Below are 14,176 nucleotides of genomic sequence, written 5' to 3'. Positions count from 1 at the left end.
TGCTGGCATGGAAAAACGCGTCATCCACAAAGTGCTACTGTGCACCATATGCGTTGTTTTGTTTTTTAGTTTCGGCTGGTCCGTATTGTATGTCCGTCACTTCGTAAACAATGCAATGGAAGGTAAAGGCCATGTGACAAATCTGGTCAAGAGCCACTCAACTAAGTCCAATGTCTATAAGCCGGTTGTTGAGTTTCAAACAGTTGAGGGTGCCACTGTCGAGTTTACTTCGTGGCTGGGCACATCGCCGCCGCGCTTTAGCGTGGGGGAAAGCGTGAGCGTGTATTACGATCCGCGAAATCCGCAATCAGCCATTATCAATGACTGGCTTTCGCTCTGGGGCGGGTCTGCCATCCTTGGCGGTCTGACAATGATTTTCGCTGTGATAGCCTATATGATGTACTTCCGTGTCAGCTTTGCAAAACCACGCAAACAGCACAACTCTGCGAAAGTTTAGTGGCTGCTGCGATTGCGGTTGATCCATTCAAAATCAGACTCAAGGGCCGTATCGACTTTTGCTTGCATGTTTCGATAGCGGCGCAAAAGCTCTTCGCCGAATTCCGTGACGACAGCGCCGCCGCCCTGCGCGCCGCCGCGCTGCGAATCGACCACTGGCGCTGCGAACATTGTGTTCATGGCGCTGACCAGCAACCATGCGCGGCGATAGGACATATCCATGGCGCGGCCTGCCGCAGAAATGGAGCCGGTTTCGCGAATATGTTCAAGCAGCTGCATTTTCCCCGGCCCCAACCGTTCCTTGTCAGGAAAGTCGATGCGCACATAAGTTTGCAGGTCGCCTTTGGCGTTTGAACTCATTGTAATTGCACCTGTGGAAATCGGTTCCTATCTATAGCAGGGCGCGAGGGAGTGTACATTGCCGGATCGGGTTTCGTTTGCTTGACAAGGCAGGTGCATCGGCAGAAATGTGGCCATGTTACGCAGGCTATAAGGGAAGGATTTTTCATGTTTGCTACAAAAGCGATCACAGAAGGCGACAAGCCACAGTTCTACAGGGAACTCGGCGATCAACTGGAAGCGCTGCTTGCGGGCGAGAATGATCCGACTGCCAATGCGGCCAATAGTTCCGCGCTGATCTTCCAGATGCTGCCGGACATCAACTGGGCCGGGTTCTATTTCCTGCGCTCACAAAGTGAGCTTGTGGTCGGGCCATTTCAAGGCAAACCGGCATGCGTGCGCATTCCCGTGGGGCGCGGCGTGTGTGGAAGCGCAGTTCTGCAAGCATCCTCTATCCTCGTTGACGATGTGCACGATTTTCCGGGCCATATTGCCTGTGATGCGGCCTCCCGCTCCGAGCTGGTGGTGCCCTTGATCCATGATGGACGGGTTTTTGGCGTGCTTGATCTCGATAGTCCTATACCATCGCGTTTTGACAAGGATGATCAGGCAGGGGTGGAAAGATTGGCAGCAATCTACACGGCCGCATGCGTCTGGGAAGAACAGGCGGATTGATTTCCATGCTTGATCGATCAAGCCAGGCGATCGAAAAATTTGACGCAAAAATAATCTGCGGCGCATGGCAGGTAAAACGCAAGGTGATCGATCATCGCGCCGGAGCGATATATGGATTTACCGGGCGCGCCATCATAACCACCGAGCTTTTTGAAGAGCGCGGCGAAATGTCTGTCGGAGCAAATGTGCTGCAGGCAGTCCGGACCTATCGGCTTGCCTTTGAAGATGGGGCAGTGCGGGTGCTCTACCCGAGCGGCAATGAATTTGTCAGCCTGCGATATGGCCCATCACAACGTGTGTCGCATCTATGCGGCAGTGATCTCTATAATGGACGGTTTTTGTTTGAGAACAGCAATGCTTGGATGGAGGCGTGGCGTGTTCATGGCCCGCAAAAACGATATTCAAGCATGAGCTGGTATGTGCGTGCGGTTTGAGGTTGTTTTGCCATGCCGTCGAACCACGCACAACGACATGGCAATCAAAGAGAATGAGTTACCCACACAGCCCCTCCAATATTTCCGATGCTTTGCTGCTGTGCCGCTGTTTGTGCCGCAACATGCGAAAGCGGCGGATCGGCAGCTTGAAGGCGGCCTCGACGACAAGCCCTTCGCGTAAATAGGCGCGGGCAGCAGCGCTGGAAATGACGGCGGCACAATTTCCGGCGCAAACAGCGGAAAGAACCGCCTCGTTGGAGGGGAGAACCAGCGCGATCTTCAGATCGTCGTGGGAGACTTTGAGATTATCGATGGCATGTTCAAACTCCGAACGCGTGCCCGAACCCTGTTCCCGCATGACCCATGAAGTGCCGCCGACGATATCCCCAGCCTTCAACGGACGTTTATCCGCCCAAGGATGGCATGGCGCGACAACGATAATCAGAGCATCTTCCGCCACGACTTTCGAGACGAGAAGCGGTGCATCAATCTCCCCCTCGACAAAGCCGAGCTCTGCCCCGCCTTCAGTGACCGCTTCGGCCACCGTCCTTGTATTGCCGATGGTCAGGTCAATCTCAATGCCGGGATAATCCTGTTTAAAGCGCATCAGGAAAGGCGGCAGCCAATAGCTGGCGATTGTCTGGCTGGCATAAAGGCTAAGCTTGCCGCGCCGCAGACCGCCAAGCTCTGATAGCATCAACTCAGATGAGCGTACCCGCGCCAAAGTTGCCTTGGCCTCACCAAGAAAAACGCGGCCAATCTGCGTCAGTTCGATACGTCGTCCCACACGGTGGAACAGCTCGACGCCGTAAAAAACCTCGAGGTTTTTAATGGCGCTGCTGACCGCCGACGGCGTGAGGTTAATTGCTGCTGCGGCTTGAGTGAGATGCTCGCGTTCTGCCACGGCAACGAAAATGGAGAGTTGTTCAAAGGTCATCAGAAAACCATTCGATTTTACCGAACAAAATATGACAGAATATTCGATAGAAGTCGATAATATTGCATGAGATAAGTCTGCCATGATTGAAATTTCTCAAATGGCAAGCTTATGACCATTCCTCATCGCCTCCTTCCTGTTCTCCCTGGGCTTGCACTTTGCTGCGCCGTTGCTTTTGCAGCGGTGGCTGGCGAATATATCCAGAGCGCGTTGTTTGGCGTAAGATGGGTGGAAAGCCTGGTTTTGGCCATAGCAATTGGCATTGCCATCCGATCCTTGCATCAACCGGGCCAATCGCTGCTCGTTGGTATTGATTTCAGCGCGAAACTCCTGCTGGAATTGGCAATCGTTATGCTTGGCGCATCTATCAGCCTGACAGCGATGAAAGGGGCAGGCGCCACACTGATTGCCGGAATAGCGGGCGTTGTCATTTTGTCGATCAGCATCAGCTACGGCATTGGCAGGCTCTTCGGATTGCCACCAAAACTTGCGACCTTGATTGCCTGCGGCAATTCAATTTGCGGAAACTCCGCCATTGTTGCGGTCGCGCCAGTGATAGAGGCAGACCGCAAGGAAATTGCCGCCGCGCTGACCTTTACGGCGGTGCTGGGCATAGCAGCCGTATTCTTCCTGCCGCTGCTCTATTTCCGCACCGGAATGAGCGTACCGCAATATGGGACGCTGGCGGGCCTGACCGTCTATGCCGTGCCGCAGGTCATTGCTGCGACGGCTCCCGCAGGATTGCTGGGTGTACAAACCGGAACTTTGGTCAAGCTGGTGCGCGTGCTTATGCTTGGCCCTGTGCTTCTCGTACTTGGTGCGATCATGAAGGCCGATTTGCGCCATGAAACCATTGGAGGGCGCGAAGTCCCGCAAGATGATTTCCGCTTTTACGCCAATCCAAGCGGGAAGCGGATTGCCCTGGTGCCGTGGTTCATCAGCGGATTTGGCATAATGATGATGCTGCGCTCGACCGGACTGATACCCGAGGCGGCAATTGCGCCAATGGGGCAGCTTTCCAGCGTGCTGACGATTATTGCCATGGCCGCGCTTGGATTATCGGTTGATATTCGCTCTGTTGCTCATGCTGGCGGGCGAGTGATGGCGGTGGCAACCCTCTCCCTCGCATCGCTTGTTACAATCAGCTTCGGGCTAATAGCTTTGCTGCAGTTGTAACAATGGTTTTTACGTGCGTTACTTTTAAATGATGGCGCAGAAATTTAATATATCGAAACTACTTTAAGTAGTGTGAGGATGTAATAGGAAGCCTGAAATAACATTCCTTGTAATCCATTGGTATGGTTGTAACCTTCGAAGATTATACTATATTTACGCTTCCCCGGTTTCGGGTTGATAGACTTATTTTGTACGAAGTCAGATCATGCAGTCGAGCTGATCGAAAGTATTGTTCTGTAATAATAATAATAAGTATTCCATACGATTGTTTTATTTTTCAGTAGTATTTTAATTATATAGGTACATATCTTTTCGGAAAGCCATAAACGTGAACAAGCCAGATATTCTATACGCAGGCTTGCGGTCAAGAAAATCGACAAGAGGCCGCTTGAAAGTGCACCTTTGGTGCATGGCTCTGCTTGTTATGATATTCACTTTGATAATGGCAGGCATGTCTATTTATAATTCTATTCAGGCATTTAACAGAGCCGTGACTAATCTGGCGGATATACAGGGTTTTTCTTTTGTTTTCATGGCTGCAAGTTTTATTTCAGCGGAACGGGGCCCTGCCAATATTTTGATGAGCGTGGACGATGCTTCCCGCGACCAAGCCTATGAAAACTGGCAGATCGCCTTGCAAAAGACTGACGCTGCGCTCAGCAAACTGGACACAAGCAGTGTTCCCAGAAATCTCCTCAAGGATGTGCGCGAGCAGTTGCGGCTTGGACGCATGAAAGTCGAGGCGGCACAATTCACAAATCCAGGCACATTACGCTATGGCGAGATCCATGAGGCCATTGTTCACCTGTTCCAGGCCCGAGAGAGTTACGACAAAATTGTTCAGCAGCAAGGAACCGAGCTGCTACGCCATGATGAGGATTTGGCCGCCGTTGTATTCAGGGTGACGATGCTCAGCAATTTGCGGGAATATGCTGGTAGGTTGGGATCATATTTGATTGCGCCAATGGCCGTAAGAAAACCAATTCCTGCCGAGAATGTGATCCATATGCGGATTATCGGGGGGCGGATCCGTGAAATCTGGCATTTGCTGGAACTCGGCAGAAAACCCGACGTTGAAGCCTCATCAGATGATCAAAAACACGAAGAAGCAAATTCACGCTACATGATTGGAGGGCTTGCGCTGATTGATCATCAGATTCGCACTGCTCAGCAGAATGGAGTTCCGGCTCTTGATGCGGTTACGTTTACCAAGCAATATTCCGCTGCAATGAAGCCATTGGCAGAATTGCGGGATATTTATTTTGCTGCATCCGTCGCCAAATTTGAAAAGCGCGAACGGATTGCGCGCCAAGCGCTCTATTATACAAGTGCGATGGCGTTTGTGATCCTCGGGCTGGTCGTCGGTCTGGTGGTGGTGGTGCAGAATTATATATTCAAGCCGCTTTTCCGCGGAGCCGAAGCAATCGTGTCGCTTGCCGATGACCTGCCGACGGATCTGCACCGGGAGACGAGGCATGTTGCCGAAATCCAGACGCTTTATTCTGCGCTTGAGGTCATTGCCATCAAGCTGAAAGAACGATCTTTTCTGGTCGCCCGGCTTGAACATCTGGCACATACGGATGGGCTCACGGGGCTTCTCAACCGGCGGGCGCTGGATATTTTGGGCAATTCAGCAACAGAAAACTACACCGATCTGGAGTCGATACCTTTCCTGATGCTTGTGGATATAGATAATTTCAAAACCATCAATGACAAATATGGGCACGTTGTGGGGGATGAGGTCTTGAGAGAAATCGCACAGCTGATGCAAAACAATATTTGCGACAGCGATTACGTGGCCCGTTTTGGCGGGGAGGAGTTTGCAATATTGCTGAATGACAGTTCGTGCATGGATGCAGCCATCATTGCCCAGAAATTGCGGCTGGCGGTCGAGCGCCTTGCCATGACGACTTCGGATGGGAGCGTTTTGAAAATCACGGCGAGCTTCGGCGTTGCGCAAGTCGGAGATCAGTCCTGGAGCGAAACAGTCAATCAGGCTGATCTGGCGCTTTATCAGGCTAAAAAGGCTGGGCGTAATCGCGTGCGTTTTGCCGATCAGGTTGCCGACGCCTTGGAGCAGTATAGTGGGGCCGAAATCGAGGCGGTGAGGCATTCCTAGCGTTGTTCCGCTATCTGTTTGCGCGAGCTTTAAATTTTTTGGTGATCCCGACTGGATTCGAAGCAGTGGCCTACAGATTAGGAAACTTATATTACACAATTAATATCAATTACTTGTAGCTCCATGTCGCATGTGTGTCGCAGTTATCTCAAAAGAGCGAGCTCTGAAGCGGTCAATTCTTCGGTATCGTCATTGCGTGGAAACAGATGCCAAAGGTATCCATGGCAGGGTGAGAGTGTCCAAGGCGTTCCTGCACCATTTTAGGCGGCAAGCTAAGCCCGCCGTCTTCCCGTCTGTTGATGCACCATGATGCATAGAAAATGCCGCAGCGAATGGAAGCCGGTATATTTCGCCTTCGATATTGGATTGCCGTCTTTGTCTGTCTCTCCGGTCTGAACCGACACGCCAGCTCGTATCTGTGATGGTTGGAATCCGCGCTGCATTATTTTTGACAGAGATTCGACCTTCCCGAGACTGTTTGGGAATACCAAATGTTCCGGCCGGATTTCTTCCGTCAGATGTTTCCATCTACATCCTTCTGCCCTGTCCGCGGGAGTGGGCATTCCAGGCCAAGAGCGGAATAGGCACCGTTCGCTCCCCGGCTTCGGATATAGGTTTGCCAATTTGATTGAAGCGATCAGCCCTCTGGTGAACCCGGATTTCTCGCCCTTCGATATTGACATCTGACCATCGCAGCCCGCGTATCTCCGAAGCGCGTGGGCCTAGTGAATATCCAGTCGATAGCAATGGCCGCCATTTGCCCTCCAGGGCGTCCACAATAGCCTTGATCTCTTCGCGGGAGGGAATGTCTATCCCGATCTCAGCTTGCCTTTCTGGCGCCTCACTTGACGTCGGGCGTGGCTCTTGTCTCGTACGGGATTTCTTATGACCAGACCGCGCTCTTGTGCATCGGCGAGAAGCGATCCGGCTTACGAGAACCTTGCGCACCATCGAAGGCGAACGGTCGGCGTCGATCATTTCATCTTCGAAGTTGCGAACCACTGGCACAGCGAGGCGCGAGAGCAAAGTTGATCCGAGGAATGGAATTATGTGAAAATCGAGGTGTTGGCGATACTGGACGATTATGCCTCGCTCAAGACCGTTCTGCGCGCTGCCAATAGGTAAACGGCTTTAACAAATTCCGTCGCCTGTTCCCATTCGCGCCTCATCTCAATAAACCAGCCGATTTGAGAGCGTTTTCGATCGTGTTCTTAATCGAATTGCCGCTCTGTTTGTCTGGAGATACTGAGTACAAGCCGGCCGTCGGATTTAAAGCCGAAGTGGTCTCTGTGGATTCCCCGATTAGTCCCCACGATTGAGCAATATGCCAGGTAGATGAAGTCCCTACGTCGAGCATGAAGGGCCGCGCTGACCCGACAGCGTTTTCAGCTCTACTGTTTATGGGAGTGCCATGAGCCATACCGTTGATAGCATAAGCCTCCAAAACTGTTTGACCGTCCGCATTTTGCCATTTTCGAACCTGATGGCCGTCAAGAGTGCTTTTTGATGCAGGTCGGTCTAATTCGTGCAGAATTCCCCACTGGCCAATAACCGCTTCCATATTAATCGGGTCTACGGTGGTGTCTGCCGTTCCGTGCCAGACTGATACCTTCGGCCAAGGGCCTTTATGGCTTGAAGCCTGACGAACGTGTGCGGCAAGTGCGGCCCCATCTTCAAGTCCATGACCTCGCATTCGGTCAAATGCTTGGGGAATGGTGGATGCCGTGCCGTGTGCAATCCCCGCTATGATCGCCCCTGAATTGAATAACTCAGGATAAGTTGCCAGCAACGACGCGGTCATGGCTCCCCCTGCAGAAAGCCCCGTCACATAGACGCGCGTTCGATCAATCCGGTGGTTTTTCAGCAGGGTCTCGATCATTTGTGAAATTGAACAAACTTCACCTTCGCCGCGCGTTGTGTCACTGGTCGAAAACCAGTTGAAGCAGAGATTGGGATTATTCGTTCTTTGCTGCTCTGGGAAAAGCACGCCGAATCCGTAGCGCTCGGCAAGAAGTGACCAGCCCGAACCAACATCATAATCGTCGGCCGACTGCGTGCATCCATGAAGAACCACAACGAGCGGAGCGTCGGGCGGCAGGTTGTCTGAGAGGTAAGTCCAACCTCGCAATTGTCCGGGATTGGAACCAAAATCAGCGAGAGGGGACAATCGCCCTCGGTTGTTTGCACTTCCGCTGGACAAGACGCTCTGCTGTTTATTCAACCGCCTGATTGTGTCGGAAATCGTTCTCATTGCGCGCACCTCGTTGTGAAGAATTTCACATCAACTTTACAGCAATGCTGCAAGTGCGAAATAGTTGCTGCGCTGCACAATAATTATGAATCTGGCGATATTAATAAATTGATGGACAACCAGTTGCCCCGCAAGGAGCACGAGCGGGCTTGGCTTTCATATGATGCGCAACTTGCGGCAGACGGATTGCGGCCGACATGAACCTGCAGCGCCAGGTCGATGAGATCAAGCAGGCGCAATCCGGGTTCTTTGGCCAGCGTGATCTCAATTTGCACGTTTTAAATAGGTTAGAGAAAATAGAGCGTGACCGACGAGCTGCAATTCCATAACTGTAGGAGCCCAGTCCTTGTCTGAACGACTCTTGAGATTTCCGCCATGAAACAGAATGAAACCAACAATCATTTTGAAGTTCAAAAATTTATGGATGAGATGAAAAACCCTCAAGATAATGCTTTTAGGATTCGAACAAAAAAAGAGATGGCCCAAGAATGGTGGGAATCGGTTTCATTGATCCTGGTCCTGATCGCAGTTGTATCAGGTGCTTATCTGATCCTTTAACATGATCCAGCGCTTGGACTGACCAGTCCGGTGGGATCGTACATCACGTCAAGTTAAGGTACTGTCGAGCGTGCTGGTCATGCCGTTTCAGCCAACAGTATTTCACCAATCGGAATGAACCTTTCTGAGTGACTACGGATAGAAAGTAAGAGTCACCTGGCTCCATTGATCATACTTATCTGGAGATAGTTTAAACGGTTGAGCACGATATACCGATCGCAGCGCCCGGTTTTTCATTTTGCTGCGAGTTATGAAATCGCCACCTTTGCCAGACACAATTGGAGTGCCGATGATCTTGCCGGCGCGGCTCAGTCGAAGTTTCACTACGACTACAATATCTCTGTTTCCTTTGATCTCACTTTCGCTCAATAAGCCAGCTTGGCCCCCCGTTTTCTGTTGTGGATCCGGTACGGGTGTCTGTGAGAATGAAGGCGATGCTAGGCCGAGAGCAATCCCTGCGATAAGGGCGATTCTGAAAAATGGTTTCGTCGAATAGGCCATTATTCGTCTCCTGCATTGAGATAATCCAAATCCACGCTCAGAGTCGATGGAGACTTGAACAGTAGGTTTGGAAATGCAGATGCTGGAGCGAATAGAGCGCAAGCAGCAACCATTCCCAGTGGTGCCGTTTCAACACTTTCACGCCGTTCACTTGCGATGATGGGTTTTAACCATCGCTGCTGACCGCCAGCATTTATGTTCAACTCCAAGAATCTGTTCTCAGAAAGGTCTGCAAATATTGTGTTCGGCACCCTCAATGAACCGCTGGTCCATCGCCATGATTTGTTGTCGTAGAATTCAACTTGGTAACATTCTTGGTCCAAACAAGCATCCGCAGCCTCAATTCGACGGCATTGTCCTTGGTCGTCGCTAATCTGGAAACCATTGATGGAAATGCCAAGTTTCCGCGTGTCTCCGCCGTCAGACCACTCCGCCGGTATAAACGTTTCTGATAAAATATGGACGTCCCGAGCATTTGATGGAATCTGGAACCGCATCAGATTACCGGTGCCCTGCGGATTAATACGCATGCCATCGGCAACAACATGAATATCCATATCACTTGTCGTCGACCAGCCGAGTAGCTTGGCTCTTTCACGCAACCGAATAGCCACAGCTTCTACGGATGATCTATCCAACGTCAGGGGGCGACAATATTGTGCGGTAACCTCGCAGATGTCGATTCCGCGCCGCTTGTAAGAGCTTTGGTGGAATAAAGCCCGGGTCCCGCAATCAAGATAGCTTTCGGTGGGCAAGCCATTGGCTATCAGGATGTCATGGGTTTCAAGCTCCACATGCCAGTAAGTAATTTCAGCGACATCCACCTGTTTGATTGTCGCACCGTTAATGAGATAACCGATTGGAATAAGCACTTCATCCAGAACTCGCACGCAGACGGCATGTCCGGGGGAGAGCCACAAATCGGCGTAGGGCTGTTGCTCACCAAAGGCATTGGCTTGAATGCGAACCGGGCGGGATATCTCGTATTGGCTCGAGCGCGTGCGTTTCAGATTGTAACAGCCAAGCCAGACAATCGGACGCTCAGCACCGCTTGACGTGACCACCAAGTCTCCAACTTTTAAAGTTTCAACAGCGACATCCCCCCTGACTGTACGGATTAATGTTCCCTTCGCAAAACATGGAGCGTTTGGATCAATTTGGAGTGTGGTGATTTTTCCAGTGCTTACATCGAAGATCAGATCAGAGACATCGACGTTGTCACCAAACTTTAGCGTGTAGTTGCCCGCCGTTGTCGTATAAGTCACCGTGTGACCGTCTAAGGACATCCCGGTTATGCTGGCACCATTCACATTGAAATTGATAACATTGTGCACGTAAAAAGCTTCAATGGTCCCGTCAAACTGAGTGGAAAAAGAGAAGACAGAACTTTCGGCGGGCGAATGGTCGGGATCAACTGATGCCATCTTGATGGTTTGGGTAGAATTCGCGCCATTCCACTCATAGGAGCCACCGCTGCCAATCTCAACTATCCCTGTGGCTGAGGACACGCCAGAACCGGCAATAAAATTGGCGCCATACAAATATATCAAACCGCCCGAAATCACTCCGGGATTGAGGTATCCGACCAGTATTGAGTTGCTGACCAGCAGCGAGGAGTTGTTTAATACTAAACTAGCTACGTCCACGACATAGGAAGTAGTGCTGGTGTTGTTCAGGATTGCGACATCGCCCATTCCTGGAATGCCGTTATCCCAGTTCGACGAAGTGTTCCAAGGATTGAAAATCGGGTCGACGTTGGGATTTGACCACTGCATGTTGTCAGTGCCGCCAATCCAAGTAGTTGTTACCATGATCCCTCCCAATCAATAAATCTATTCACGCCGGATCTGGCGAAAGCCTCATGAGAGCTCTTCGAACAGCACCGATTGAGGCGCTGACCTCCAGGCTTTCCCTAAAACCTACTATTCCGTAGAACGTTCAAGCCTTTGCGCGATGACGTCAGACATGATGCGACGGCTTCGTCAGTTGTAATATTGGCTGAAGCGAATAGAGCGCGATTGGCGTCAACATTGCCAAACAAGCTGTCAGTTAATATGAAGGCGGTATGACGGACCCAAACATAACGACAGCTAACAGCACGCACGAAGCGTGGCTTATCGAGCACGATCCTCACGTCGATACGTCTTGGATCAATCGCTGCATTTTCGGTGGCGAATACATCATCGCCCTGTGCGGCGACAGTCCAGTCGGCTTTATTCGGTACAGTTGGTTCTGGGGCAAAATCCCTTACATGGATATGGTCTATGTTGTCCCCGAACAACGAGGAAGGGGCATCGGGAGAAAAATGTTTCGTCATTGGGAAATGCTGATGCTTGCAAAGGGGGGAGATGTCCTTATGACATCGAGTGTGATTGATGAGCTTGAGCCCCAAGCTTGGCATAGATCCAACGGTTTCCACGAACAAGGCAGAATTTCATTCGGCAGTTTTCAACCACAAAGTGAAGTCTTTTTTATCAAAGACTTGTCCTGTTAAGCTTTGCGCCGCATCTTTCCCTTGCGCCACTTTTCCAGTTTGTCGTTTGATGGCGGGCGACCAACTGCCTCGACGTAAATGTCGGCTTCCTTTGCTGCATCAATAAAAGCCATGCGACAATGCCGGGAGACAGCGTGCCATCGTAGCATTCCAGCAGCGCATGTTTGGCGATATCAAGCCTTTCGGTATCCGTGCCCGGCCACTCATTCACAATGAACTCCGCCGCCTGCATAATGGAGGTGATTACCTTCATCTTGCCGAGCTGGCGGGTCATTATGGTTATTTCTTTGAATGGTTTATCTTCCATGAGTCGGTGAACGACTCTTGCAGGGAATCAGTCCCTAGCTAATCCGATCAATCTTCCCATCATGCATTGAAAATACGCCGTCTTGGCCACCCTGCTGATCGAAGTCGCGCTCAAGGTCTGCCCATCTTCCGATGAACTGATTGCAGGTACTGCAGAATATCGGAGTGTTACCCGTGACATTATCCGGAATGGTGAGGTAAATTGTACCGCAATCCTTGCAGTCTAATTTATGGTTGAGTCTTTCCATTCCCCTGTTGCCCCGTTGAAGTGAAACCCATCGTCTTCTGCTTTGATATCATAGTTGCCGGCGGGCGTCCCACGCGTACGCTCAATGTCTACCAAACTCATTTCACGGCTCATAGCCAGCGAACTCAACGTACTGGGACAATGCACGCCTCTGTCAAAGAACGTCATGACGCAACGCGCCAGCCGGTCTTTTCGCACCAGGGGATTGGTCCCAATTTGCTGGAAAGCTAATTCAAAGGCTATCGCCATGATATCCCAATCAAGGGATGAATACTTGTTGACGTAGATTTGACTACGAAAAGGCATAATCGTGCTCTCCCACTAGGCGAAGAGCACATCGTATCTCTCAAACATCGATCGCCGGTCCAATAAATACTATCGATGTTGAATTCAGAATACGCCGATGTCGGCCAGAGTCCATAAAATATTTTATAGCAATAAATCTGTGTCGCGGAACTTATTCGGTGACTAATAGGTTGACGGGTATGGTGCTTGAAAGGCTCTGTCGTGAGTGAAAACAATCCAACAACGAATCGAAGCGATGTGAACAAGTTTCGCGATCAAATGCGTACTCCTGGCTTTAGAGAAGCCTTGCGTTCGGCAAAGGCTCCAATACCAACAAACAAGAGATTTGAAGTTCTTCTTGTCCGGTTGGAAGAAGCTGAAAAAAAGCAGAAATAACATTATTCAACTTGCGGTTGGCTTTGCTTCGGTACGTATGCCTTCCTTCGTTCTTGCTGCTCGAGTCGCTTCGCCACCCGCATATCCTTCTGTTCCCGGATTTCCAATGCCTTCTCGCGATTGATAGCCAAGGTGCTGAGAACCCCTGGGTCCGATATTCCCCGGCGGTACAGATCGACGATTGAACGTGCGAGGCGCTGACTGTGTTCGTGGTCTTTTGGATGGCGCTGAAGGCACGCGGATGCAAGATTTTGCGCTTTTGAAATTACTTGCCAGTCTATATTGGTAGAGCTCCGTCCCGGAGACTTTGAAAAAGGCAATGCCGTTTCCTTGTGCAAGAAGATTAAGGGCTTGGCATCCGTCATCTTCGCGGGAGGGTGAGGGTGCACCAAGCCAGTTGCCAAGAACTACTCGAACTACACAATCCGCCCGAGAGCATTAGGTTCCGGAATTATTTCTGCGTTCACCTTCACCCTTATGCTCGCCGCAGTACCAGACAATCCCGTATCGTCTCGAGAACCAAAGCTGCCCCACGCCTTGCAGTCTTCGGGCTTGGGCGGTGCTTCAGACATCGGCTAATCAGTCAGCCAATGTAATGATGAAACTGACATTATTCGTACCTCAGAGCTTCAACGGGATCGAGTTTGGCTGCACGCCAAGCGGGAAAAAGCGTCGCCAGAAAAGACAGGACAAGCGCCATCGATATGACCAATAAGGTTTCGTTGAGCTCCATCCTGGCTGGCAGTGTGCTTAGGAAATATAGCTTCGGATCGAAAAGAGTTGTGCCGGACAGCCACGAAAAGAATTGCCGGATGCGCTCGACATTCAGGCAAACAACGATACCTAAGACAACACCTGCAATGGTGCCAGCAACTCCGATAGCAGCCCCAGTCATCAGGAATATGCGCAGGATGGAATTTCGCGTTGCACCCATGGTTCGAAGGATTGCGATATCGCGGCCCTTGTCTTTCACGAGCATGATGAGTCCCGATATGATGTTCA

Annotated in this window: 16 protein-coding genes; 8 read left to right on the top strand and 8 right to left on the bottom strand. The window is 50.9% G+C overall.

Annotation, left to right across the window (positions count from 1 at the left end; all coding sequences use genetic code 11):
- Positions 1-7 precede the first annotated feature (7 nt).
- Entirely contained in the window at positions 8-457 is a 450-nt protein-coding gene (locus tag ACTJI9_RS19630; protein ID WP_307280573.1) for a DUF3592 domain-containing protein, read from the top strand.
- Here ACTJI9_RS19630 and ACTJI9_RS19625 read toward each other — a convergent pair.
- A complete protein-coding gene (locus ACTJI9_RS19625) occupies positions 454-816 on the bottom strand; it encodes a winged helix-turn-helix domain-containing protein (RefSeq protein ID WP_307280570.1) in 363 nt (120 codons plus the stop codon). The two genes, ACTJI9_RS19630 and ACTJI9_RS19625, sit on opposite strands and share 4 nt — an antisense overlap.
- A gap of 147 nt (positions 817-963) precedes the next feature.
- On the opposite strand from ACTJI9_RS19625, the gene ACTJI9_RS19620 reads away from it, so the two are divergent.
- A complete protein-coding gene (locus tag ACTJI9_RS19620) occupies positions 964-1,470 on the top strand; it encodes a GAF domain-containing protein (RefSeq protein WP_440810447.1) in 507 nt (168 codons plus the stop codon).
- Between the two features lie 5 nt (positions 1,471-1,475).
- A complete protein-coding gene (locus ACTJI9_RS19615; protein WP_307280565.1) occupies positions 1,476-1,904 on the top strand; it encodes a DUF6314 family protein in 429 nt (142 codons plus the stop codon).
- Between the two features lie 58 nt (positions 1,905-1,962).
- On the opposite strand, the gene ACTJI9_RS19610 is transcribed toward ACTJI9_RS19615, so the two are convergent.
- Positions 1,963-2,841, bottom strand: a complete 879-nt coding sequence (locus ACTJI9_RS19610) for a LysR substrate-binding domain-containing protein (protein ID WP_440810445.1) — start codon at positions 2,839-2,841, stop codon at positions 1,963-1,965.
- A 111-nt stretch (positions 2,842-2,952) separates the two neighbouring features.
- Here ACTJI9_RS19610 and ACTJI9_RS19605 point away from each other — a divergent pair, with 111 nt between their 5' ends.
- Both ACTJI9_RS19605 and ACTJI9_RS19600 read left to right on the top strand, forming a co-directional pair.
- On the top strand, positions 2,953-4,017 hold the full coding sequence (locus tag ACTJI9_RS19605; protein ID WP_440810443.1) for a YeiH family protein: 1,065 nt from the start codon (positions 2,953-2,955) through the stop codon (positions 4,015-4,017).
- A 451-nt stretch (positions 4,018-4,468) separates the two neighbouring features.
- Positions 4,469-6,136 carry a GGDEF domain-containing protein gene (locus tag ACTJI9_RS19600; RefSeq protein WP_162802584.1) on the top strand — a complete coding sequence of 556 codons (1,668 nt, stop codon included), beginning with the start codon at positions 4,469-4,471 and terminating at the stop codon, positions 6,134-6,136.
- 1,165 nt (positions 6,137-7,301) lie between these two features.
- On the opposite strand, the gene ACTJI9_RS19595 is transcribed toward ACTJI9_RS19600, so the two are convergent.
- Positions 7,302-8,387, bottom strand: coding sequence for an extracellular catalytic domain type 1 short-chain-length polyhydroxyalkanoate depolymerase (locus ACTJI9_RS19595; protein ID WP_440810441.1), 1,086 nt, complete (start codon positions 8,385-8,387; stop codon positions 7,302-7,304).
- Positions 8,388-8,762: 375 nt separating this feature from the next.
- Here ACTJI9_RS19595 and ACTJI9_RS19590 point away from each other — a divergent pair, with 375 nt between their 5' ends.
- On the top strand, positions 8,763-8,945 hold the full coding sequence (locus ACTJI9_RS19590; protein ID WP_115054259.1) for a hypothetical protein: 183 nt from the start codon (positions 8,763-8,765) through the stop codon (positions 8,943-8,945).
- A gap of 132 nt (positions 8,946-9,077) precedes the next feature.
- On the opposite strand, the gene ACTJI9_RS19585 is transcribed toward ACTJI9_RS19590, so the two are convergent.
- Positions 9,078-9,446 carry a cell envelope integrity protein TolA gene (locus ACTJI9_RS19585; protein WP_307280537.1) on the bottom strand — a complete coding sequence of 123 codons (369 nt, stop codon included), beginning with the start codon at positions 9,444-9,446 and terminating at the stop codon, positions 9,078-9,080.
- The gene (locus tag ACTJI9_RS19580; RefSeq protein WP_440810438.1) at positions 9,446-11,257 is read right to left on the bottom strand and encodes a Hint domain-containing protein; all 1,812 of its coding nucleotides are present in this window, start codon (positions 11,255-11,257) and stop codon (positions 9,446-9,448) included. The genes ACTJI9_RS19585 and ACTJI9_RS19580 overlap by 1 nt, the downstream gene beginning before the upstream one ends.
- Before the next feature lie 254 nt (positions 11,258-11,511).
- Here ACTJI9_RS19580 and ACTJI9_RS19575 point away from each other — a divergent pair, with 254 nt between their 5' ends.
- Positions 11,512-11,940 carry a GNAT family N-acetyltransferase gene (locus tag ACTJI9_RS19575; RefSeq protein WP_440810436.1) on the top strand — a complete coding sequence of 143 codons (429 nt, stop codon included), beginning with the start codon at positions 11,512-11,514 and terminating at the stop codon, positions 11,938-11,940.
- Here ACTJI9_RS19575 and ACTJI9_RS19570 read toward each other — a convergent pair.
- Both ACTJI9_RS19570 and ACTJI9_RS19565 read right to left on the bottom strand, forming a co-directional pair.
- Entirely contained in the window at positions 11,921-12,214 is a 294-nt protein-coding gene (locus ACTJI9_RS19570) for a DUF982 domain-containing protein (protein ID WP_440810434.1), read from the bottom strand. The two genes, ACTJI9_RS19575 and ACTJI9_RS19570, sit on opposite strands and share 20 nt — an antisense overlap.
- Positions 12,215-12,469: 255 nt before the next feature.
- A complete protein-coding gene (locus ACTJI9_RS19565; RefSeq protein WP_307280530.1) occupies positions 12,470-12,799 on the bottom strand; it encodes a hypothetical protein in 330 nt (109 codons plus the stop codon).
- Positions 12,800-13,000: 201 nt separating this feature from the next.
- On the opposite strand from ACTJI9_RS19565, the gene ACTJI9_RS19560 reads away from it, so the two are divergent.
- On the top strand, positions 13,001-13,174 hold the full coding sequence (locus ACTJI9_RS19560; RefSeq protein ID WP_337353957.1) for a hypothetical protein: 174 nt from the start codon (positions 13,001-13,003) through the stop codon (positions 13,172-13,174).
- 610 nt (positions 13,175-13,784) lie between these two features.
- Here ACTJI9_RS19560 and ACTJI9_RS19555 read toward each other — a convergent pair.
- A partial coding sequence (locus tag ACTJI9_RS19555; RefSeq protein ID WP_440810432.1) for an FtsX-like permease family protein occupies positions 13,785-14,176 on the bottom strand: 392 nt, incomplete at its 5' end.

Source organism: Phyllobacterium sp. 22552 (genome assembly GCF_052044585.1).
GTDB classification, from domain to species: Bacteria; Pseudomonadota; Alphaproteobacteria; order Rhizobiales; family Rhizobiaceae; genus Phyllobacterium; species Phyllobacterium ifriqiyense.
This window is presented reverse-complemented; position numbering and strand designations above follow the sequence as displayed.

Coding starts and splice junctions, on each gene's coding strand:
- ACTJI9_RS19630 (WP_307280573.1), top strand. CDS start 8: ATGGAAAAACGCGTCATCCACAAAGTGCTACTGTGCACCATATGCGTT.
- ACTJI9_RS19625 (WP_307280570.1), bottom strand. CDS start 816: ATGAGTTCAAACGCCAAAGGCGACCTGCAAACTTATGTGCGCATCGAC.
- ACTJI9_RS19620 (WP_440810447.1), top strand. CDS start 964: ATGTTTGCTACAAAAGCGATCACAGAAGGCGACAAGCCACAGTTCTAC.
- ACTJI9_RS19615 (WP_307280565.1), top strand. CDS start 1,476: ATGCTTGATCGATCAAGCCAGGCGATCGAAAAATTTGACGCAAAAATA.
- ACTJI9_RS19610 (WP_440810445.1), bottom strand. CDS start 2,841: ATGACCTTTGAACAACTCTCCATTTTCGTTGCCGTGGCAGAACGCGAG.
- ACTJI9_RS19605 (WP_440810443.1), top strand. CDS start 2,953: ATGACCATTCCTCATCGCCTCCTTCCTGTTCTCCCTGGGCTTGCACTT.
- ACTJI9_RS19600 (WP_162802584.1), top strand. CDS start 4,469: ATGTCTATTTATAATTCTATTCAGGCATTTAACAGAGCCGTGACTAAT.
- ACTJI9_RS19595 (WP_440810441.1), bottom strand. CDS start 8,387: ATGAGAACGATTTCCGACACAATCAGGCGGTTGAATAAACAGCAGAGC.
- ACTJI9_RS19590 (WP_115054259.1), top strand. CDS start 8,763: ATGAAACAGAATGAAACCAACAATCATTTTGAAGTTCAAAAATTTATG.
- ACTJI9_RS19585 (WP_307280537.1), bottom strand. CDS start 9,446: ATGGCCTATTCGACGAAACCATTTTTCAGAATCGCCCTTATCGCAGGG.
- ACTJI9_RS19580 (WP_440810438.1), bottom strand. CDS start 11,257: ATGGTAACAACTACTTGGATTGGCGGCACTGACAACATGCAGTGGTCA.
- ACTJI9_RS19575 (WP_440810436.1), top strand. CDS start 11,512: ATGACGGACCCAAACATAACGACAGCTAACAGCACGCACGAAGCGTGG.
- ACTJI9_RS19570 (WP_440810434.1), bottom strand. CDS start 12,214: ATGACCCGCCAGCTCGGCAAGATGAAGGTAATCACCTCCATTATGCAG.
- ACTJI9_RS19565 (WP_307280530.1), bottom strand. CDS start 12,799: ATGCCTTTTCGTAGTCAAATCTACGTCAACAAGTATTCATCCCTTGAT.